The following is a 19707-nucleotide window of genomic DNA, read 5'->3' as shown; positions in this document are numbered from 1 at the left end:
GGCAGGCTTATCTGGACCGGACCGCAGCCGAAGGTGACCACACCGATGAACTGGATCTCGAACTACGTCCGCCCCAAGATCAACTCGCTCTTCTCGCGCCGCGAGATGCCCGAGAACCTTTGGACGAAATGCCCCGAATGCGGGACGATGCTGTTCCACCGTGAACTGGCCGACAATCTCAACGTCTGCACCAATTGCGACCATCACATGGCGATCACGCCGCGCGCGCGCTTCACCGCGCTCTTCGATGGCGGGGTGTTCTCCGAGGTGAAGGTGCCCGAGCCGATCGCCGATCCGCTGCAGTTCCGCGACCAGAAGAAATATCCCGAGCGGATGAAATCGGCGCAGAAATCGACCGGCGAGAAAGAGGCGATGCTTGTCGCCGAGGGCGAGATCGGGCGCACGCCGGTCGTCGCCGCGGCGCAGGATTTCGCCTTCATGGGCGGTTCGATGGGGATGTATGTCGGCAATGCGATCGTCGCGGCGGCCGAACGTGCGGTGAAGCTGAAACGCCCGCTGATCCTGTTCTCCGCCGCCGGTGGCGCGCGGATGCAGGAGGGGATCCTTTCCCTGATGCAGATGCCGCGCACCACCGTCGCGGTCGAGATGCTGAAGGAAGCGGGCCTGCCCTATATCGTGGTGCTGACCCATCCGACGACGGGCGGCGTGACCGCCTCCTATGCGATGCTGGGTGACGTGCAGATCGCCGAACCCAATGCGCTGATCTGCTTTGCCGGGCCGCGCGTGATCGAACAGACGATCCGCGAGAAACTGCCCGAGGGCTTCCAGCGCGCGGAATATCTGCTCGATCACGGCATGCTCGATCGCGTCACCCATCGCAAGAAGATGCGCGGCGAGCTGATCACCATCCTGCGCATGCTGATGGGCCTGCCGCCCGCCGTCGCCGGCGACCTGCCCGCGCCCGGCAAGATCGAAGAACCCGCGAAGGCCTGATCCCTTCATCTTGCCCAAAATACCTCGGGGGCACGGGGGCAGCGCCCCCGGCTCCGCCTGCCAGAAGCGATGCCGCCATGCCCCAGCCCTCCGACGAAATCCTCGCCCGCCTGATGGGGCTGCATCCGAAGATCATCGACCTCACGCTCGACCGGGTGCATCGGCTGCTCGCCGCGCTCGGCCACCCCGAACGCGATCTGCCGCCGGTGATCCATATCGCAGGCACCAATGGCAAGGGCTCGACCCAGGCGATGATCCGCGCCGGGCTCGAGGCCGAGGGCAAGCGCGTTCACGCCTATACCTCGCCGCATCTCGCGCGCTTTCATGAGCGCATCCGGTTGGCCGGGGAGCTGATCTCCGAACCCGCGCTTGCCGCGCTGCTCGACGAGTGCGAAGCGGCAAATGGCGGCGAGGCGATCACCTTCTTCGAGATCACCACCTGCGCGGCCTTTCTGGCCTTTGCCCGCACGCCGGCCGATTTCACCCTGCTCGAGGTCGGCCTCGGCGGGCGGCTCGACGCGACGAATGTGATCGAGCGCCCTGCACTCACCATCATCACGCCGGTCTCGATCGACCATCAGCAATATCTGGGCGAGACCCTGCCCGAGATCGCGGGCGAAAAGGCCGGGATCATCAAGCGCGGCGTGCCCTGTGTCGTCGGTCCGCAGGCGGACGACGGCCTCGCCGTGATCGAGGCGAAAGCCACCCGCCTCGGCGCGCCGCTCTTCGTGCATGGCCAGCACTGGCAGGCCTTCGAGGAACGCGGGCGGCTGATCTATCAGGACGAGAACGGGCTCCTCGATCTGCCGCTGCCCAATCTGCCCGGCCCGCACCAGATCCAGAACGCCGGTGCCGCGATTGCCGCGCTGCGCTGCCTCGGTTTCGGCGAGGCGGCCTGCGAAGCAGCGATGAGCCGCGCCGAATGGCCCGCGCGGATGCAGCGGCTGCGTCGCGGCCCACTTGCGGAAAGCGCGCCGGGGATCGAACTCTGGCTCGACGGCGGGCACAATCCGGCGGGCGGCGAGGCGGTGGCGGCGACGCTTGCGCGGATGCCTGCGCGCCCGACGCATCTGATCTGCGGCATGCTCAACACGAAGGACATCGGCGGCTATCTGCGCCCGCTCGTGGCGCAGGCGGCCAGCCTCACCGCGGTCTCGATCCCGGGCGAGCCGAACACGCTCCCCGCCGAAGCCACGGCCGAGGCGGCGCGCAAGGCGGGCTTTGCCGAAGTGGGCGAGGCCGCTTCGGTCGGCGCGGCGCTCGCGGCCATCGCTGCACGCGATGCGACGGCGCGCGTGCTGATCTGCGGCTCGCTCTACCTCGCCGGGCAGGTGCTGCGCGAGAACGGCTGAACAGCATCTGTGCATTCCTGGGGGATAGGGGCGGCGGCCGCTCTCGCCTATCTTGGCGCCAACCAGGAGACAGATGATGACCAGCCCCGACACCCTTGAATTCGGCCTCGACACATTCGGCGACATCACCCGCGACGCGAACGGCCCGCGCTCGGGCGCGCAGGTGATCCGCGACACGCTGGCGGAGGCGGAACTCGCCGATCAGACCGGCGTCGATTACTTCGGCCTCGGCGAACACCACCGCCCCGATTTCGCGATCTCGGCGACCGAACCGCTGATCGGCGCGATCCTCGCGCGTACCGCGCAGATCCGCGTCGGCACCTCGGTGACGGTGCTCTCCTCGGACGATCCGATCCGCCTTTACGAGCGTTTCGCCACGCTCGACGCGATCGCCCCGGGGCGCGCCGAGATCACCATCGGGCGCGGGTCGTTCACCGAAAGCTTTCCGCTCTTCGGTTTTGCGCTCGATGATTACGAGACGCTCTTCGAGGAGAAATCGCAGCTGCTCCACCGTCTCCTTACCGAGGAGAAGGTGAGCGCGCAGGGCCGCCACATCCCCGCGCTGAAAGGGGTCACCGTCTATCCGCGCGCCGAGACCCCCCTCAAGGTCTGGCGTGGCGTCGGTGGCTCACCGCAATCGGTGGTGGAGGCCGCCTCGATGGGCATGCCGCTGATGATGGCGATCATCGGCGGGGATGCCGCGCGTTTCGCGCCGCTTGCCGATCTCTATCGCCGCGCGCTCGAGCAGATCGGCACGCCCGGCCTGCCGCTCGGCGTGCATTCGCCCGGCCATGTCGCCGAGACCGACGAGATCGCGCGCGAGGAATATTTCCCCGCCTATGCGGAGATGCATGCGTTGATCGGGCGGTCGCGCGGCTGGCCGCGGCTGAGCAAGGACGCCTTCCTTGCCGAGGTCGTGCATGGCTCGCTTTACGTCGGCTCGCCCGAGACGGTGGCGCAGAAGATCGCGCGCGCGGTGCGGGTGCTCGGCCTCAGCCGCTTCACGCTGAAATATTCGGCCGGCCCGCAGGATCCGGCGCATCTGCGCAAGACCATCGAGCTTTTCGGCACAAAGGTCGCGCCGCGGGTGCGCGAACTGCTTGCCTGAGCGTCAGACCGCGTCGCGGTCGGCGGCCCAGTCCGCCGACTGCATCTCGCGCAGCCGGCTGGCGGTGCGTTCGAATTCGAAACTGCCCTCGCCCTCGCGGTAAAGCCGTTCCGGCTCCTCCGCGGCGGAGCAGATCAGCCGCACCTTCGCCTCGTAAAGCGTGTCGATCAGCGTCACGAAGCGCTTCGCCTCGTTGAAATTCGAGGCGGAGAGATGCGGGATGTCGTCGAGCATCAGCACGCGCACCGCATCCGCGATGGCAAGGTAATCCGCCGGGCCGAGCATCGCCGCGCAGAGATCCCAGAAGGAGGCGCGCGCGACACCCGAATGGAAATGCGGCAGCACGACCTCGCGCCCCTTCACGGTGAGTTTCAGCCCCGCGCCGGTGTCCGCGCCGCTCAGCTCATCCCAAAGCGCGTTCATCGCCTGCGTCGCGGGCGTGCCGAGCGGGGTGAAATAGACCTGCGCCCCGGTCAGGCGATGCTGGCGATAGTCGTTCTCGCTTTCGATCTCGTGCACGGTGAGCTGGTCGCGCAGGATCGCGATGAAGGGCAGGAAAAGCTGCCGGTTCAGCCCGTTCTTGTAAAGATCCTCGGGCACCCGGTTCGAGGTGGTGACGACGGTCACCCCGCGCTTGAACAGCTCCTCGAAAAGACGCCCGACGATCATCGCATCGGCGATGTCGGTGATCTGCATCTCGTCGAAGCACAAAAGCCGCACCGAGGCCGCGATCTCCACCGCGACGGGCATCAGCGCATCCTCGACCTTGGCGCGACGGGCGGCCTCGATCTTTGCCTGCACCTCCTGCATGAAGGCGTGGAAATGAACGCGGCGTTTGGGCACCTCGACCGCATCGCAGAAGAGATCCATCAGCATCGACTTGCCGCGCCCGACGCCACCCCAGAGATAAAGGCCGCGCACCGTCTCGGGCGGTTTCGCGAAAAGCCCGAAGAGGCCCGGCTTCTTCACCGGCGCCTCGAGCGCGGAGCGAATCGCCTCCATCGCCGGCAGCACGGCGCGCTGCGCGGCATCGGCATGAAGCGTGCCGGCAGCGACACGGGCGTCGTAGATCTCGATCAGCGTCTGTCTCATGCTGTCTGCCTATCCGCTCGGCACGCGAATGAAAAGCGGCGCGCGCAGGGCGCTTGAGAGCGCGCGCGGCTTGGCATAGTGTCGCCGCTGCCCCTCAACGCGACAGGAGACCCCATGTCCAAACCGACCCCGCAGCGTCTGCACCTCGTTTTCGGCGGCGAACTCACCTCCCCGTCGCGGACCGAATTCAAGGACGTGAGCAAGATCCATATCGTCGGCATCTTCCCGAATTACGCCAGCGCCTACAACGCCTGGAAGGCGGCGGCGCATCAGACCGTCGACGACGCGCATGCGCGTTATTTCATCGCCCACCTGCACCGGCTGCGCGACGAGGAAGCGCCGAACTCCTCGACCGAAGAACTCGGCGGCTGAGCGCCGGGGGCCCGCGGCCGGAATGCTTCCTGCACTTGCCCTGAGGCTGCGTCTTGCCGCGCAGGCGCTGCGACGCCCCGGGCCCGCGGCGCGGGCGGCGGTTGCGGTCGCGCGCCCCGAGGCGCTGCTGATCTGGCTGCGCATCGCGGCGGATGCGGGGGCGGATGCCGCGCCCGGGGCAGCGCTGCTGATCCGGCGGCTGGCGCGGATGCGTCCCGGAATCGCGCTGTTCGTTACCGCGCCGCCCGCGATCGCCGCGGCGCTGCCCGAAACCATCACGCGCTTCGATCCGCCGGAGGATGACCCGGCCTCGGCGCATCTGGTGCTCGCGCGCTGGCGCCCCGATCTCGTCGTGCTGCTGGGCAACGATCTGCCCGCCGGGCTGATCAGCGCCGCGGCACAGGCGCGGATCGGGGTGATGCTCGCCGATGCCCATGTCGCACAGCATGCGCCGCAGCGCGGTTTTCTCGCGCGGCAGGTGCAGCGCGCGCTGCTTGCGCGGATCGGGCGGATCTCGGTGCGCGATGCGGAAAGCAGCGCGGCGCTGGTGCGGCTCGGCGCCGATCCGATGCGGATCGAGCTTGGCGGCGTGCTGGCGGACCCGCCAGAGCCGCTGCATTGCTCGGAGGCCGAGCGCGCCTCGATCGCGGCGCTGGTGCGCACCCGGCCGGTCTGGCTTGCCGCCGCGGTGCCGGAGGCGGAGATGGCGACGGTGCTCACCGCCCATGCCCAGGCCCAGCGCCACGCCCATCGCATGCTGCTGATCCTCGCCCCCGACGCCTCGGAGAACGGGGCGGCGCTGACCGAGCGGCTCGATGCCGAGGGCTGGGTGGTGACGCGCCGCACCCTCGAGGGCGAGCCCGACGAACACACCGACATTTTCGTCGCCGACGATCCGGCGGAATACGGGCTCTGGTATCGCGTCGCCCCGGTGACCTATCTCGGCGGCACGCTGAGCGGGGCGACGGGCCATGCGCGCTCGCCGCTCGAGGCCGCCGCGCTTGGTTCGGCGGTCGTGCACGGGCATCAGACCGCCCCCTTCGCGGCGGAATTCGCCCGGCTCGACGACGCGCGCGCGACGCGCACCGTCTATGACGCGCATTCGCTGGGCGAGGCGCTTTCCGATCTGATGGCCCCCGATCGCGCCGCGATCCTCGCCCATAACGCCTGGGTCGTGACTTCGAGCGGCGCCGGCGCGGCCGAGGCGCTCGCGCGCGCGATCCTGACCGAGCTCGACGCCCAGCGCGCCGGGCAACTGGAGGCCGCGTGATGCAGGCACCGCTGTTCTGGTTCACCCCGCCCGAGAAGCCCGCGCTTGCGGCGCGGCTGCTCGCGCCGCTCGGTCACATTTACGCCGCAGCGACGGCCCGGCGCGTGGCGCAGCCCGGGGAAAAGCTGGCGATCCCGGTGATCTGCGTCGGCAATATCAACGCGGGCGGCACCGGCAAGACGCCGACGGTGATCGCCCTCGTGCAGCATCTGGCGGCGCGCGGCGTCACCGCCCATGTCGTGAGCCGCGGCCATGGCGGGCGCCTTGCCGGGCCGGTGCAGGTCGACGAGCGCCGGCATTCGGCGCAGGAGGTCGGCGATGAGCCGCTGCTGATCTCCGCCTTCGCGCCGACCTGGGTCGCGAAGGGCCGCGCGGCGGGGGCACGGGCGGCGCAGGCGGCCGGCGCGCAGGCGATCGTGCTCGACGACGGGCATCAGAACCCCGCGCTGCAAAAGGATCTCTCGATCGTCGTCGTCGATGCGGCGAAGGGCTTCGGCAATGGCCGCTGCCTGCCGGCCGGGCCGCTGCGCGAACCGGTCACGGCGGGCATGGCGCGCGCCGATCTGCTGCTGTCGATCGGTGGCGCGGCGGCGCAGGCCCGTTTCGCCGGAACCTGGGGCAAGGCGGTCACCGCGCCGCATCTGACCGGCGCGCTCGAACCGCTGCAGACCGGGATGGATTGGGAAGGGCTGCGGGTGCTGGCCTTCGCCGGCATCGGGCACCCCGAGAAATTCTTCGCCACGCTGCGCGGCCTTGGTGCCGAGGTGCTGCGTGGCGAGGCGCTGGAAGATCACCAGCCCTTCACCCCGCGGCTGCTGACCCGGCTCGAAACCGAGGCGCAGATGATCGGGGCGCAGCTGGTGACGACGGAAAAGGATGCCGCGCGGCTGCCGGCGGGTTTTCGCCCGAAGGTGCTCTCGCTGCCGGTGCGGCTGCAGATCGCCGACACCGCGCCGCTCGATGCGGCGCTCGCAAATCTGGGGCTGTGAGGGGCGCTGCCCCTCTTCGGCTGCGCCGAATTCACCCCGAGGTATTTCCGGCAAGCTGAAGCTGAAAGAGCATCGGCTTCATCTTGCCCAAAATACCTCGGGGGGGTCTCCGCAGGAGACGGGGGCAGCGCCCCCATCCCCGGTTGCCCGTCTCAGCCGCCGAGCTTCGCGTCGAGGATCTTCTTCAGATCGGCATAGGACATGTTGTCGTATTTCTCGCCATTGATGACGAGCGAGGGCGTGCCCTTGATGTCGTCGTCGGTCATGTGCTTCTGGAAGGTCAGCACCATCTTCTGCGCCCGGTCCTGATCGTTCAGGCAGGCTTCGATCTGGTCCTTCGTCAACCCGGCCTTCAGCCCGATCTTGCGCAGGTTCGCCGCGATCGTCGCCTCCTTGCCATCGCCGATCCACTCGTTCTGGGTCGCGAACAGCATGTCGACGACGCCGTAATATTTCAGATCGCCCCCGCATTGCGCGATCTGCCCCCCCCAGAGGCCGAACTTGTCGAAATAGACCTCGCGCAGGATGAAGCGCACCTTGCCGGTGTCGATGTAGTCGCGCTTGAGCGGCTCGAAGACGTCATTGTGGAAATGCGCGCAATGCGGGCAGGTATAGGAGGCGTATTCGATCAGGGTGATCGGCGCATCCGCCTTGCCGAGCGGCACGTCGGGCAGGATGTCGCCGGCGCCGGCGGCCTCGGCCGGGGTGGCGATCAGCGTCTGCGGCGCGCCCGGCCGCGAGGCAATCCAGCCCCCCGTCGCGGCGATCACGGCGGCCCCGGCCACGCCGAGGAGGAGAGAGCGTCGATTCATCATTCAGCCTTTCTTCTGGCGCCCGCATCGGCGGCGCGCGATAGCACGTTTGCGGCAAGTTCTTCGAGCGCGGCGCGCAGAGCGGCATCGGCGCAGCCCTCGGCGCTCGCGCGCGCCTGCGCGCAGGTCTCGGGCGAGGGCGGCGGCTTCGGCGCCTTCGGTGCGGGGGCAAAGACCGCCCGCCCCTCGGAAAAGCCGGTCGCGGCGGTCTGCGTCAGCGTCACGCGGGAAATCGCGTTATATCCGTAGCAGGCGTTCACCCGCGCGCGGATCTTCTCGCGGCTCATGTCGATCATCGGCGCCGAGGTCCCCTCGACGAGCAGCGTCAGCGTCGCGCCGAGGCCGTCGCGCGCATAGCCGATCTTCACCGGCCGGGCCTGCGCCGCGATCTCGGGGCCGACGACCTCGGCCCAATGGGTGAGCAGCCGCGAGACCGCGAAACCGCGCGATTCGCCCGCTGCGCGGATGCGCTCGCGCAGGAACCCGGAGACGGGTTCGAAGCCGCGCATGCGGCGGGCGGTCTTTGGTGCGGCGGGCTTTTCGGAACTCATCCCTGTCCTTCCCGGGTTACCCCGCTATTCTATGGCACCATGGCGGCTTTGCCAGAAGAATGGGCCGGGCAGGAGCATAAACATTGCGTTACGGAGAGGAGAGCGCGGCGGGGGCGGCGCTCATCGCCTGGTATGACCGCGCGGCGCGGGTGATGCCCTGGCGGGTCGGGCCTGCGGAGCGGGCAGGCACGCGCCCCGATCCCTATCACGTCTGGCTTTCCGAGGTGATGTTGCAGCAGACGACGGTCGCGGCGGTGCGCGATTATTTCCGCCGCTTCACCGCGCGCTGGCCGACGGTCGGCGATCTCGCCGCGGCGGAGGATGCGGCGGTGATGGCCGAATGGGCGGGGCTTGGTTACTACGCCCGCGCACGGAACCTGCTGAAATGCGCGCGCGTGGTGGCGCAGGATCTCGGCGGGCGGTTTCCCGGCACCGCGGCGGAACTGCGCACGCTGCCCGGTATCGGCCCCTATACCGCGGCGGCGATCGCGGCGATCGCCTTCGACGAGCCGGCGGTGGTGGTCGATGGCAATGTCGAGCGGGTCGTCGCGCGGCTTTGGGCCGTCGAGGCGCCGCTGCCCGGGGCGAAGGCGGAGCTGACCGAACTGGCCGGGCGGCTGACGCCCGCGGTGCGACCGGGCGATCATGCGCAGGCGATGATGGATCTCGGCGCGACGATCTGCACGCCGCGCGGGCCAGTCTGCGCGCTTTGCCCGGTTTCCGACTGGTGCGCCGCGCGCGCTCAGGGCATCGCGGCGGAGCTGCCGCGCAAGGCGCCGAAACCGGAAAAACCCACGCGCCTGGGCTTTGCCTATGTCGCGCTGGATGCGGCGGGGGATGTGTTGCTCGAACGGCGCCCGGAAAAGGGGCTGCTGGGCGGGATGATCGGGTTTCCGGGTTCGGAGTGGAGCGCGGAGCCCGCGCCCTGCCCGCCGCTGGCCGCGGATTGGCAGGAAGTGCATACTGTTCGCCATACCTTCACCCATTTCCATCTGACGCTGCGCGTCTTCGTCGCGCGCACCGAAGGGGAGGGTTTTACCCCGCGCGCCGCGTTTTCCCCCGCGGCCCTGCCCACGGTGATGCGCAAGGTCTGGGACGCGGCGCAGAGCGCGCTTTCGCCGCAACCCGAGTGATTGCGTCGGGAAAGCGGGTCGCTATCATGGCCGGGCGCGAGAGAGGGTAACGATGTCCAGCCGTGAAGAGATCCGCCGTCCGAGCCATGCGCTGCCCTTCTGGGTCTCGCTCGGCACGCTGCCGCTTGCCGCGATCGAGGCGCGCTTCGGCGGCTGGACGCTGATCCTGTTGCCGACCTATGCGTGGTGGTCGGTGACCCTGCTCGACCAGATCCTCGGCCGCAACGAGGACCAGCCCGATGTCGAAACCCCGGTCGAGGATCTCTTCTGGTATCGGCTCATCACGCTGATCTGGTTCCCGATCCAAGCGGTGGTGATCTACGGGCTGATCTGGTGGGTCACCCATACCGACCATCTTGCGGCGTGGGAGATTGTCGCGCTCTTCTTCGGCGTCGGCGTGATCTCGGGCACGATCGGCATCGTCTACAGCCACGAACTGATGCACCAACGCACGAAGCTCGAGCGCTGGCTGGGCGATCTTTTGCTCTCCACCGTGCTTTATACGCATTTCCGCACCGAGCATCTGCTGGTGCATCACCTCTGGGTCGGCACGCCGCGCGATGCGGTGACGGCGCGCTACAACGAGGGGTTCCATCGGTTCTTCTGGCGGGTTCTGGTCGAGTGCCCGGTGAGCGCCTGGAAGGCCGAGGCGCTGATGCAGCGGCGCGCGGGGCGGCCGGTCTGGCATCGCTCGAACCCGTTCTGGCGCTATGCGGCGCTGCAGGCGCTGGCGCTGGCGCTGGCCTTTGCCGTGGGCGGCTGGCTCGGCGTCGGGCTTTTCGCGATGCAGGCCTTCTTTGCCGTCTGGCAGCTGGAACTGACGAATTACGTCGAACACTATGGCCTCACCCGCGAATACCGCGGCGAGGGGCGCTATGAGCACGTTTTGCCGCGGCACAGCTGGAACGCGGATCAGATGGCGTCGAACTGGCTCCTGATCAATCTGCAGCGCCATTCGGATCACCATTACAAGCCCGAGCGGCGCTTTCCGCTCCTGCAGACCTATGACGCCGAGGAGGCGCCGCAGCTGCCCTTCGGCTATCCGGCGATGACGGCGCTGGCGATGGTGCCGCCGCTCTGGCGGCGCCGGATGAACCCGCGTGTTCGGGCCTGGCGGAAGAAATACTACCCCCATATCGAGGATTGGACGCCTTACAAGGAGGGCACGACGCCGATGCCGCGCGGCTCGGTCTGAGGCCGCCGGGGGCTTCGCGCCCCCGGACCCCCGCGGAGTATTTGGGCCAAGAAAAAGGAAGGCTATTCCTAGCCCAAATATGCCTCGACCTCAGGTCACCACGCGCAGCGTCAGGTTGAGGCGCCCGCCCTGCGGCAGGAGCAGCGAGGTGCCGGGCGCGATGCGGTCGATGCCATGGTGTCGCAGCCGCGCCGCACCGCCCATCACCAGCACGTCGCCCGAGTGCAGCCAGAGGCTTTGCGTCGCCCCGCCGCGGGTCTCGTTGCCGATCCGGAAGAGACCGTCGTCGCCCAGCGAGATCGAGACCACCGGCTGCGTGAAATCGGCCTCGTCGCGATCCTGATGCAGGCCCATGCGCGCGCCCTCACCGTAGAAATTGATCAGGCAGCACTCCGGATCGCGGTCGGTGCCCGACACCGCGCGCCAGATCGCGAGGATGGTCTCGGGGATCGCGGGCCAGGGCATGCCCGCCGGATGCGTCTCACTGTAGCGGTAGCCGCGCCGGTCGCTCACCCAGCCGAAACGGCCGGCGGAGGTCATCCGCACCGACATCGGCCGCCCCTGCGGCGTCATCGGCGAGAAGAGCGGCGCCTGCGCCACCACCGCGCGCAAGTCGGCGACCAGCGCCATCTGCTCGGCCCCGGAAAGCCAGCCCGGATAATGCAGGAAGTCGCGGATTTCCTGCGCTTTCGGGCGGATCGGAGGCGCTTCGGCAGAATCTGTCATTTGTTGCGATCTTCTCCGGGACGAGGTTCTTGCAGGCCCTCCGGCCCCTCCTTATATACGCCCAGAAGCCGGACCGGACCAAGCCGGACCGACAGAATTCAACCCTGGGATAGGGGCCGGGGGCCTGAGTGGACCCGACCCCGCCATATCGCCGCAAGAGAGGTAACAACATGGCCAAAGTCATCGGTATCGACCTCGGCACCACGAACAGCTGCGTCGCCATCATGGACGGGTCGCAGCCGCGTGTGATCGAGAACTCCGAAGGGGCGCGCACCACGCCCTCGATCGTCGCCTTCACCGACAGCGAACGCCTCGTCGGCCAGCCTGCGAAACGCCAGGCCGTCACCAACCCCACCAACACCGTCTTCGCCGTGAAGCGCCTGATCGGGCGCCGCGTGACCGACGCCGAAGTTCAGAAGGACAAGGGCCTCGTCCCGTTCTCGATCGTCGACGGCGGCAATGGCGACGCCTGGGTCGAGGTGAAGGGTGAGAAATATTCCCCCGCGCAGATCTCCGCCGTGATCCTGCAGAAGATGAAGGAAACCGCCGAAAGCTATCTTGGCGAATCCGTCACCCAGGCCGTGATCACCGTCCCCGCCTATTTCAACGACGCCCAGCGTCAGGCGACGAAGGACGCCGGCAAGATCGCCGGCCTCGAGGTGCTGCGCATCATCAACGAACCGACGGCCGCGGCGCTCGCCTATGGCCTCGACAAGAAGGACACCAAGACGATCGCGGTCTATGACCTCGGCGGCGGCACCTTCGACATCACCATCCTCGAGATCGACGACGGTCTCTTCGAGGTGAAATCGACCAATGGCGACACCTTCCTCGGTGGCGAAGACTTCGACATGCGGATCGTGAACTACCTCGCCGAGGAGTTCAAAAAGGAGCATGGCGTCGACCTCACCAAGGACAAGATGGCGCTGCAGCGTCTGAAGGAAGCGGCGGAAAAGGCGAAGATCGAGCTGTCGTCGAGCCAGCAGACCGAGATCAACCAGCCCTTCATCTCGATGGATGCTTCCTCGGGCACGCCGCTGCACATGGTGATGAAGCTGACCCGCGCGAAGCTGGAAAACCTCGTCGAAGACCTGATCAAGGCCTCGCTGAAGCCCTGCGCCGCGGCGCTGAAGGATGCCGGCGTCTCGAAGGACGAGATCGACGAAGTCGTGCTCGTCGGCGGCATGACCCGCATGCCGAAGGTCGTCGAGGAAGTGACCAAGTTCTTCGGCAAGGAACCGCATAAGGGCGTGAACCCGGATGAGGTCGTGGCGCTCGGCGCCGCCATTCAGGCCGGCGTGCTGCAGGGCGACGTGAAGGACGTCGTGCTGCTCGACGTGACGCCGCTGAGCCTCGGCATCGAGACGCTGGGTGGTGTGTTCACCCGCCTGATCGACCGCAACACCACGATCCCGACGAAGAAGTCGCAGATCTTCTCGACCGCCGAGGACAACCAGAACGCGGTGACGATCCGCGTGTTCCAGGGCGAGCGCGAGATGGCGGCCGACAACAAGATGCTCGGCATGTTCAACCTCGAGAACATCCCGCCGGCGCCGCGCGGCGTGCCGCAGATTGAAGTGACCTTCGACATCGACGCGAACGGTATCGTCAGCGTCTCGGCGAAGGACAAGGGCACCGGCAAGTCGCAGCAGATCACGATCCAGGCGTCGGGCGGTCTCTCTGACGACGACATCGAGAAGATGGTCAAGGACGCCGAGGCGAATGCCGAGGCCGACAAGGCCCGCAAGGATCTGGTCGAGACCAAGAACCAGGCCGAAAGCCTGCTCGACTCGACCCGCAAGTCGCTCAAGGAACATGGCGACAAGATCGACGGCTCGACCGTCGAGATGATCGAACTGGCGGCCAATGCGCTTGAGGAAACCCTCAAGAGCGACGACGCCGGCAAGATCAAGGGCGGGATCCAGAACCTGACCGATGCCGCGATGAAACTCGGCGAGGCGATCTACAAGGCGCAGGCGGCCGAAGGCGGCAATGGCGCCGAGGTCGAGGAAGACGAAGGCCCCCGTGGCGTGGACGACGATATCGTCGACGCCGATTTCGAGGACATGGGCGAAGACAAGCGCAAGTAAGCGCCGGGATGTGAGGAGCGGGCCTTTCGGGGCCCGTTCCCATCTTCCCCCAGGGGGCAGTTGTAATGGCAAAACGCGATTTCTACGAAGTGCTTGGCATCGCCAAGGGTGCTTCGGCGGAAGAAATCAAGAAGGCCTATCGCGCCAAGGCGAAGGAACTTCACCCCGACCGCGCTCAGGACAATCCCAACGCCGAGGCCCAGTTCAAGGAAGTGAACGAGGCCTATGACGTGCTGAAGGATGCCGACAAGAAGGCGGCCTATGACCGCTTCGGTCATGCGGCCTTCGAGGGCGGCATGGGCGGCGGCCCGCGCGGCGGCGGCTATGGTCAGGGCGATTTCGCCTCGGCCTTCTCGGATGTGTTCGAGGATCTCTTCGGCGATTTCATGGGCGGGCGCGGCGGCGGCCCGGGCGGGCGCACGCGCGCCACGCGCGGCTCCGACCTGCGCTACAACATGCGGGTGACGCTGGAAGAGGCGTTCAAGGGCGCGCAGAAGACGATCAACGTGCCGGGCTCGAGCGCCTGCACCGCCTGCAACGGCACCGGGGCCGAGGGCGGCGCCGAGCCGCAGACCTGCCCGACCTGTTCGGGGCTGGGCAAGGTGCGCGCGCAGAACGGCTTCTTCACGGTCGAGCGCACCTGCCCGACCTGCGGCGGCGCCGGCCAGGTGGTGAAGAACCCCTGCCACGTCTGCCATGGCGCCGGGCGCGTCGAAAAGGAGCGCACGCTTTCCGTCAACATCCCGGCCGGGGTGGAGACGGGCACGCGGATCCGCCTTGCCGGCGAGGGCGAGGCCGGGATGCGCGGCGGTCCTGCGGGCGATCTTTACATCTTCATCGAGGTGCGCGAGCACGCGATCTTCCAGCGCGACGGGGTGAACCTCTATTGCCGTGTGCCGGTGAGCCTGATCTCCGCCGCGCTTGGCGGCGAGGTCGAGGTGCCGACGATCGACGGCGGGCGGAGCCGCGTCAAGGTGCCGGCCGGCAGCCAGTCGGGGCGGCAGATGCGGCTGCGTGGCAAGGGAATGCCCGCGCTGCGCGGCGGCGGCACCGGCGACATGGTGATCGAGATGGCGGTGGAAACCCCGGTCAACCTCACCTCGCGGCAGAAGGAACTGCTGCGCGAATTCGAGAAGATCGAGGCGGAGAACAACCCCGAGGGCGCGAGCTTCTTCAAGAAGGTCAAGCACTTCTGGGACACGATGAAAGGCTGAGAAGCCAAGTGACGGGGCGCCTGCGGGCGCCCTTTTCATTTTAACGTCTCATTTACCAAGAACGCGCAGACTGGCGGCATGAAACCCCGTGCGCCCGCCTTCGAGGAAATGCCACTGCCGCTTTTCGGTGATGCCGACGAGGCGCGGCCTGTCGCGCTGCCGCCCGATCGGCTGCCCTCCTATATCGCCGATCACCGCGCGCGGCTGCGGGCGCGCTTCACCGAGGGTGGAGCGGCGGCTATGCCCGATTACGAGTTGCTCGAACTCCTGCTTTTCCGCGCCCTGCCCCGGCAGGACGTCAAACCCCTCGCGCATCGGCTGATGGAGGCTTTCGGCGATTTCGGCCATGTGCTGGCCGCGCCCCCCGCACGGCTGCTGCAGGTCACCGGTGTCGGCGAGGCGGTGGTGCAGGAGCTGAAGATCGTCGAGGCGGCGGCGCAGCGGCTCGCACGGGCGCGGGTGCTCGGCCGGCCGGTGCTTTCCTCCTGGGACGCGCTGCTCGACTATTGCCACACCGCGCTCGCCCATCGCGAGACGGAGGCGTTTCGCGTGCTTTTCCTCGACCGCAAGAACATGCTGATCGCCGATGAGGAACAGGCGCGTGGCACCGTCGACCATGTGCCGGTCTATCCGCGCGAAGTGGTGAAACGTGCGCTCGAACTCAACGCTTCGGCGCTGATCCTCGTGCACAACCACCCTTCGGGCGATCCGACGCCCTCGCAGGGCGATATCGCGATGACGGAGAAGATCGCGCAGGCGGCCGAGGTGCTCGGCCTCGTGCTGCACGACCATCTGGTGATCGGCAAGAGCCGCGAGATCAGCTTTCGCGCCGAGGGGCTGCTTTAATTCGCGGCGACCGAAACGGGCAGATCGGGCAGCGGCATCATCACCGCGCCCTCGGCGTCGTCGCAGTCGGGCATCGCGATGCTGAGCGCCATCGGCGCCTCCGCCTTGCCGCCGATCAGGCGGCGCAGATCGGCCTGCAGATCCTGCCCGCAGCTTTGCGCATCGACCGCGGCCTCGAGATCGAAATGCACGTCGGTGAGACTTGCCGGGGCGGTGTAGACCTGCACATGCGCCTGCTCCGACCCGCCGGAAAAGCCTGTCATCCAGCCGCCGAGCGGCGTATCGGCATTGCGCGGCGTGGTCGGGGCGACATGGCCGGCCCCACCATAGCCGGAACCATATTCGAAAGCATTGAGCGCGAGCTGCGCCGGGCCCGTCCAGCTCAGCACGACGCGGTTGAGCGTGCCGAGATCGTTGACCTCTTCGATGGCCGCGAGCGTCTTGCCGCCGGGCAGATCGGCCTCGAAACGTGCCTCCTGCGCGAGCGCGGGAACCAGCCCGTGCCAGCCGCCGGTCGCATCGAGCGTCACCGGCAGCGCAAGCCCCTCGTGACGGATCGTCACCGTGGCGCCAGCCGCGCAGGGCGCGTCGAGATCGAGCCGCACGGCCCCCTGCGTAGCGGCGCCGAGCGAAAGCACCGGCGCGGCGCAATCGGATGCAAAGCCCGGGGTCTCGGGGTCGGTGTCGGCCGGCAGCGCGGCGATGGCCGGATCGGCCTGCGGCGCGCGCATCGCAGGCAGCTGCGGCAGCTGCGCCTCGCCCTCGATCGAAAGGCCGCTGACCAGAACCGCCTTGCCCGGCTGCTCGACATTGGCGACGGGGGTGATGTTCTCCAGCCCGAGATCGCCGCCCACGACCGCCCCCGGCTGCCCGTTCCCGCGCGCGGCGATGCCGAAGGCTTCGGGGTTCTGCATGACATGGCCGGTCGCGGCCGCCAGCATGAAGGTGGTGCTCACCATGAGGATCTTGTGAAGGGGCTTCATTCTCGCCTCCGGACCTGTCGTTGAGCGCAGGTTAGGCGAGGATCCGGGCAAAGCTTCGACGAGATCGGGGCAATGTTTCCGGATCGGGAACGGGCGAAACGCCCAAGATATGGTTAAAAATCCGTGAATTCCGCCCAGATATGCGAAGGGCGGCGCGGGGACTGCCCGTGCCGCCCGATTGCCGCCGCAATTTCGTCAGACGAGGCGGCCGTGGCAGTGCTTGAACTTCTCGCCCGAACCGCAGGGGCAGGGATCGTTGCGGCCCGGATCGCCCCAGGTCGTCGGATCCGATTCGACGAAGCCCGGGCGCGGCGTGCCCACCGGCGCGGCGGCTTCGGGCGCGGGGGCCGCGGGCTCGTCCTCGGCGGCGGGCGGCGCGAATTGCGCCATCTGCTGGGCGAGGATCGCGGCGCGCTCCTCCTCCGTCAGCGGACGGATCTGCGCGAGCCGCTTCGTCACATCGAACCGCAGGCTGTCGAGCATCGTCTCGAAGAGCTGGAACGCCTCGGTCTTGTATTCGGAAAGCGGATCGCGCTGCGCATAGCCGCGGAAGCCGATGACCGAGCGCAGATGCTCGAGCGTGACGAGATGCTCGCGCCATTTCGCGTCGATCGTCTGCAGCAGCACCTGCTTCTCGATCAGGCGCATCGTCTCGGAACCGAAGGCCTCGGCCTTCTCCTCCATGTAGCGATCCGAGGCCTGCTCGATCCGCTCGCGCATCGCCTCCTGATCGACGCCTTCCTCGGCGGCCCATTGCGCGATCGGCAGATCGAGGTTGATCTGCTCGATCAGCGCCATGCGCATCGCCTCGGTGTTCCACTGGTCGGCGTAGGTCTTCGGCGGCATATGCTCGTCGACGAGATCCTCGATCACCTGCAGGCGCATGTCGCGCGCGATCTCGGCGATGTCGTCGGTTTCCATGATCTCCCGGCGCTGGCTGAAGATCGCCTTGCGCTGGTCGTTCATCACGTCGTCGAATTTCAGGAGCTGCTTGCGGATGTCGAAGTTGCGGCCCTCGACCTTCGCCTGCGCGCGTTCGAGCGACTTGTTCACCCAGGGGTGGATGATCGCCTCGCCTTCCTTCATGCCGAGCTTCGAGAGCACCGCGTCGAGCTTGTCGGAGCCGAAGATCCGCATCAGGTCGTCTTCGAGCGAGAGGAAGAAGAGCGAACGGCCCGGGTCGCCCTGACGGCCCGAACGGCCGCGGAGCTGGTTGTCGATGCGGCGGCTCTCGTGCCGCTCGGTGCCCAGAACGAAGAGGCCGCCGGCGTCGAGCACCTGCTGCTTCTCGGTCGCATGCTCGGCCTCGATCCGGGCGCGGACCTCGTCGGGGTTGGCGTCGGGATGGGCGGCGAGCTCGTCGAGCACCTTCATCTCGACATTGCCGCCAAGCTGGATGTCGGTGCCGCGGCCGGCCATGTTGGTGGCGATCGTCACCGCGCCGAAACGACCGGCATCGGCGACGATATGCGCCTCCTGCTCGTGCTGGCGGGCGTTGAGCACGTTGTGCGGGATGCCGTCGGCCTTGAGCATCTCGGAGAGCATCTCCGATTTCTCGATCGAGGTTGTGCCAACGAGGGTCGGCTGCCCCTTCTCATGCGATTTCTTGATCGCCTCGATCACCGCGGCGTATTTTTCGGCCGCGGTGCGATAGACGCGGTCGTGTTCGTCCTTGCGCTGGATCGGGCGGTTGGTCGGCACCTCGACGACGCCGAGCTTGTAGATCTCCATGAACTCCTCGGCCTCGGTCGCGGCCGTGCCGGTCATGCCGCCGAGCTTGTCGTAGAGGCGGAAGTAGTTCTGGAAGGTCACCGAGGCGAGGGTGACGTTCTCGGGCTGGATCGTCACGCGCTCCTTCGCCTCGATCGCCTGATGCAGCCCGTCGGAGAGGCGGCGCCCCTTCATCATGCGGCCAGTGAATTCGTCGATCAGCACGATCTCGTCGCCGGCGACGACATAGTTCTGATCCTTGTGGAACAGCTTGTGCGCGCGCAGGGCCTGGGTGACGTGGTGCACGATCGTCGTGCTTTCCGGGTCATAGAGCGACTGCCCCTCGGGCAGGACGCCATCCTCGTGCAGGCGGCGTTCGAGGAATTCGTTGCCTTCCTCGGTATAGGTCGCGTTCCGCGTCTTCTCGTCGATCGTGTAATGTTCCTCGACGAGTTCGGGGATGTATTTGTCGAGCGTGATGTAAAGCTCGGACCGGTCATCCGAGGGACCGGAGATGATGAGCGGCGTGCGCGCCTCGTCGATCAGGATGCTGTCCACCTCGTCGACGATCGCGAAGAAATGGCCGCGCTGCATCATCTCGGCGACGGAGCCCTTCATGTTGTCGCGCAGATAGTCGAAGCCGAGCTCGTTGTTCGTCGCATAGGTGACGTCGGCGGCATAGGCTTCGCGCTTCGCGTCATCGGGCTGGAACGGCACCACGACGCCGGTGGTCAGGCCGAGCTGGGCGTAAACCTTGCCCATCCATTCGGAGTCGCGCTTGGCGAGGTAGTCGTTCACGGTGACGACATGCACGCCCTTGCCGGCGAGCGCGTTCAGATAGACCGGGAAGGTCGCGACGAGGGTCTTGCCCTCGCCCGTCTTCATCTCGGCGATGTTGCCCTGATGCAGGAAGATGCCGCCCATCAGCTGGGTGTCGAAGGCGCGCAGGCCAAGCGCGCGGCGCGCCGCCTCGCGGCAGTTGGCGAAGGCCTCGGGCAGGAGCGCGTCGAGCCCCTCGCCCTCCTGCGCGCGCTTCTGCAGCTCGCGGGTCTTCTCGACGATCCCCTCGTCGGAGAGCTTTTCGAATTCCGGTTCGAGCGCGTTGATCTTCGCCACCAGCGGGCGCACCGATTTCACCTTGCGGTCGTTCGGCGTGCCGAAAACCTTCTTCGCAACAGTTCCGAGGCCCAGCATGTTGTCTCCGCGGGTTCGTCTGACCAAATCGTGTGAATTGCCACCTTGCCGCACCCGGGGCGCTTGCCTAGAACGGCAAGCGGATAAGGACGGATGGGCCTTCACAAGCCTGTTGG

17 protein-coding genes are annotated in these 19707 nt (G+C 67.4%); 11 read left to right on the top strand and 6 right to left on the bottom strand.

Features of this window, described 5'->3' with window-relative positions; all coding sequences use genetic code 11:
• The first annotated feature begins 45 nt into the window (after nt 1-45).
• From accD to AB7U46_RS02235, 3 genes are all read left to right on the top strand, one after another.
• Entirely contained in the window at nt 46-954 is a 909-nt protein-coding gene (gene accD / locus AB7U46_RS02245; protein ID WP_428335402.1) for an acetyl-CoA carboxylase, carboxyltransferase subunit beta, read from the top strand.
• Nucleotides 955-1031: 77 nt separating this feature from the next.
• Nucleotides 1032-2306 (top strand): bifunctional folylpolyglutamate synthase/dihydrofolate synthase, encoded by a 1275-nt coding sequence (locus AB7U46_RS02240; protein WP_428335300.1) that lies wholly within the window; start codon nt 1032-1034, stop codon nt 2304-2306.
• A gap of 76 nt (nt 2307-2382) precedes the next feature.
• Complete coding sequence (locus AB7U46_RS02235; RefSeq protein WP_428335299.1) at nt 2383-3414, top strand: LLM class flavin-dependent oxidoreductase; 1032 nt, start codon at nt 2383-2385, stop codon at nt 3412-3414.
• A gap of 3 nt (nt 3415-3417) precedes the next feature.
• On the opposite strand, the gene zapE is transcribed toward AB7U46_RS02235, so the two are convergent.
• Entirely contained in the window at nt 3418-4506 is a 1089-nt protein-coding gene (zapE, locus tag AB7U46_RS02230; RefSeq protein WP_428335298.1) for a cell division protein ZapE, read from the bottom strand.
• Nucleotides 4507-4620: 114 nt separating this feature from the next.
• On the opposite strand from zapE, the gene AB7U46_RS02225 reads away from it, so the two are divergent.
• Genes AB7U46_RS02225 through lpxK form a run of 3 tightly spaced genes read left to right on the top strand, consistent with a single transcriptional unit; the run spans nt 4621 to nt 7137 of the window.
• Nucleotides 4621-4878, top strand: a complete 258-nt coding sequence (locus AB7U46_RS02225; protein WP_428335297.1) for a DUF4170 domain-containing protein — start codon at nt 4621-4623, stop codon at nt 4876-4878.
• Between the two features lie 22 nt (nt 4879-4900).
• Nucleotides 4901-6148 carry a 3-deoxy-D-manno-octulosonic acid transferase gene (locus tag AB7U46_RS02220; RefSeq protein WP_428335296.1) on the top strand — a complete coding sequence of 416 codons (1248 nt, stop codon included), beginning with the start codon at nt 4901-4903 and terminating at the stop codon, nt 6146-6148.
• Nucleotides 6148-7137 carry a tetraacyldisaccharide 4'-kinase gene (lpxK, locus tag AB7U46_RS02215; RefSeq protein WP_428335295.1) on the top strand — a complete coding sequence of 330 codons (990 nt, stop codon included), beginning with the start codon at nt 6148-6150 and terminating at the stop codon, nt 7135-7137. Before AB7U46_RS02220 ends, lpxK begins: the two co-directional genes overlap by 1 nt.
• A gap of 152 nt (nt 7138-7289) precedes the next feature.
• Here lpxK and AB7U46_RS02210 read toward each other — a convergent pair whose 3' ends face one another.
• Both AB7U46_RS02210 and AB7U46_RS02205 read right to left on the bottom strand, forming a co-directional pair.
• Complete coding sequence (locus tag AB7U46_RS02210) at nt 7290-7949, bottom strand: DsbA family protein (protein ID WP_428335401.1); 660 nt, start codon at nt 7947-7949, stop codon at nt 7290-7292.
• A complete protein-coding gene (locus AB7U46_RS02205; RefSeq protein ID WP_428335294.1) occupies nt 7949-8500 on the bottom strand; it encodes a DUF721 domain-containing protein in 552 nt (183 codons plus the stop codon). The genes AB7U46_RS02210 and AB7U46_RS02205 overlap by 1 nt, the downstream gene beginning before the upstream one ends.
• 83 nt (nt 8501-8583) lie before the next feature.
• Here AB7U46_RS02205 and mutY point away from each other — a divergent pair, with 83 nt between their 5' ends.
• Both mutY and AB7U46_RS02195 read left to right on the top strand, forming a co-directional pair.
• The gene (gene mutY, locus AB7U46_RS02200; RefSeq protein WP_428335293.1) at nt 8584-9633 is read left to right on the top strand and encodes an A/G-specific adenine glycosylase; all 1050 of its coding nucleotides are present in this window, start codon (nt 8584-8586) and stop codon (nt 9631-9633) included.
• A gap of 52 nt (nt 9634-9685) precedes the next feature.
• Nucleotides 9686-10828 carry an alkane 1-monooxygenase gene (locus AB7U46_RS02195; RefSeq protein WP_428335292.1) on the top strand — a complete coding sequence of 381 codons (1143 nt, stop codon included), beginning with the start codon at nt 9686-9688 and terminating at the stop codon, nt 10826-10828.
• A gap of 90 nt (nt 10829-10918) precedes the next feature.
• Here the strand turns inward: AB7U46_RS02195 and AB7U46_RS02190 are convergent, their stop codons facing one another.
• The gene (locus AB7U46_RS02190) at nt 10919-11554 is read right to left on the bottom strand and encodes an alpha-ketoglutarate-dependent dioxygenase AlkB family protein (protein WP_428335291.1); all 636 of its coding nucleotides are present in this window, start codon (nt 11552-11554) and stop codon (nt 10919-10921) included.
• A gap of 170 nt (nt 11555-11724) precedes the next feature.
• Between AB7U46_RS02190 and dnaK the strand changes: the two genes are divergently transcribed.
• The 3 genes from dnaK to radC all read left to right on the top strand — a co-directional run bounded on the left by dnaK (nt 11725) and on the right by radC (nt 15704).
• A complete protein-coding gene (dnaK, locus tag AB7U46_RS02185) occupies nt 11725-13644 on the top strand; it encodes a molecular chaperone DnaK (protein WP_428335290.1) in 1920 nt (639 codons plus the stop codon).
• A gap of 65 nt (nt 13645-13709) precedes the next feature.
• Nucleotides 13710-14858: a molecular chaperone DnaJ gene (gene dnaJ, locus AB7U46_RS02180; protein ID WP_428335289.1), complete on the top strand. Its 1149-nt coding sequence runs from the start codon at nt 13710-13712 to the stop codon at nt 14856-14858.
• 78 nt (nt 14859-14936) lie between these two features.
• Nucleotides 14937-15704 (top strand): RadC family protein, encoded by a 768-nt coding sequence (gene radC, locus AB7U46_RS02175; RefSeq protein ID WP_428335288.1) that lies wholly within the window; start codon nt 14937-14939, stop codon nt 15702-15704.
• On the opposite strand, the gene AB7U46_RS02170 is transcribed toward radC, so the two are convergent.
• A complete protein-coding gene (locus AB7U46_RS02170; RefSeq protein WP_428335287.1) occupies nt 15701-16687 on the bottom strand; it encodes a hypothetical protein in 987 nt (328 codons plus the stop codon). The two genes, radC and AB7U46_RS02170, sit on opposite strands and share 4 nt — an antisense overlap.
• Before the next feature lie 195 nt (nt 16688-16882).
• Nucleotides 16883-19591, bottom strand: coding sequence for a preprotein translocase subunit SecA (gene secA / locus AB7U46_RS02165; protein WP_428335286.1), 2709 nt, complete (start codon nt 19589-19591; stop codon nt 16883-16885).
• Between the last annotated feature and the right edge of the window lie 116 nt (nt 19592-19707).

Origin of the sequence: Paenirhodobacter sp. (assembly GCF_050177655.1) — a bacterium.
Lineage (GTDB): Bacteria > Pseudomonadota > Alphaproteobacteria > Rhodobacterales > Rhodobacteraceae > Rhodobacter.
This window is presented reverse-complemented; position numbering and strand designations above follow the sequence as displayed.

Excerpts from the sequence above, each read along its gene's own strand:
- accD (WP_428335402.1), top strand. The coding sequence starts at position 46 with ATGAACTGGATCTCGAACTACGTCCGCCCCAAGATCAACTCGCTCTTC.
- AB7U46_RS02240 (WP_428335300.1), top strand. The coding sequence starts at position 1,032 with ATGCCCCAGCCCTCCGACGAAATCCTCGCCCGCCTGATGGGGCTGCAT.
- AB7U46_RS02235 (WP_428335299.1), top strand. The coding sequence starts at position 2,383 with ATGACCAGCCCCGACACCCTTGAATTCGGCCTCGACACATTCGGCGAC.
- zapE (WP_428335298.1), bottom strand. The coding sequence starts at position 4,506 with ATGAGACAGACGCTGATCGAGATCTACGACGCCCGTGTCGCTGCCGGC.
- AB7U46_RS02225 (WP_428335297.1), top strand. The coding sequence starts at position 4,621 with ATGTCCAAACCGACCCCGCAGCGTCTGCACCTCGTTTTCGGCGGCGAA.
- AB7U46_RS02220 (WP_428335296.1), top strand. The coding sequence starts at position 4,901 with ATGCTTCCTGCACTTGCCCTGAGGCTGCGTCTTGCCGCGCAGGCGCTG.
- lpxK (WP_428335295.1), top strand. The coding sequence starts at position 6,148 with ATGCAGGCACCGCTGTTCTGGTTCACCCCGCCCGAGAAGCCCGCGCTT.
- AB7U46_RS02210 (WP_428335401.1), bottom strand. The coding sequence starts at position 7,949 with ATGAATCGACGCTCTCTCCTCCTCGGCGTGGCCGGGGCCGCCGTGATC.
- AB7U46_RS02205 (WP_428335294.1), bottom strand. The coding sequence starts at position 8,500 with ATGAGTTCCGAAAAGCCCGCCGCACCAAAGACCGCCCGCCGCATGCGC.
- AB7U46_RS02195 (WP_428335292.1), top strand. The coding sequence starts at position 9,686 with ATGTCCAGCCGTGAAGAGATCCGCCGTCCGAGCCATGCGCTGCCCTTC.
- AB7U46_RS02190 (WP_428335291.1), bottom strand. The coding sequence starts at position 11,554 with ATGACAGATTCTGCCGAAGCGCCTCCGATCCGCCCGAAAGCGCAGGAA.
- dnaK (WP_428335290.1), top strand. The coding sequence starts at position 11,725 with ATGGCCAAAGTCATCGGTATCGACCTCGGCACCACGAACAGCTGCGTC.
- dnaJ (WP_428335289.1), top strand. The coding sequence starts at position 13,710 with ATGGCAAAACGCGATTTCTACGAAGTGCTTGGCATCGCCAAGGGTGCT.
- radC (WP_428335288.1), top strand. The coding sequence starts at position 14,937 with ATGAAACCCCGTGCGCCCGCCTTCGAGGAAATGCCACTGCCGCTTTTC.
- AB7U46_RS02170 (WP_428335287.1), bottom strand. The coding sequence starts at position 16,687 with ATGAAGCCCCTTCACAAGATCCTCATGGTGAGCACCACCTTCATGCTG.
- secA (WP_428335286.1), bottom strand. The coding sequence starts at position 19,591 with ATGCTGGGCCTCGGAACTGTTGCGAAGAAGGTTTTCGGCACGCCGAAC.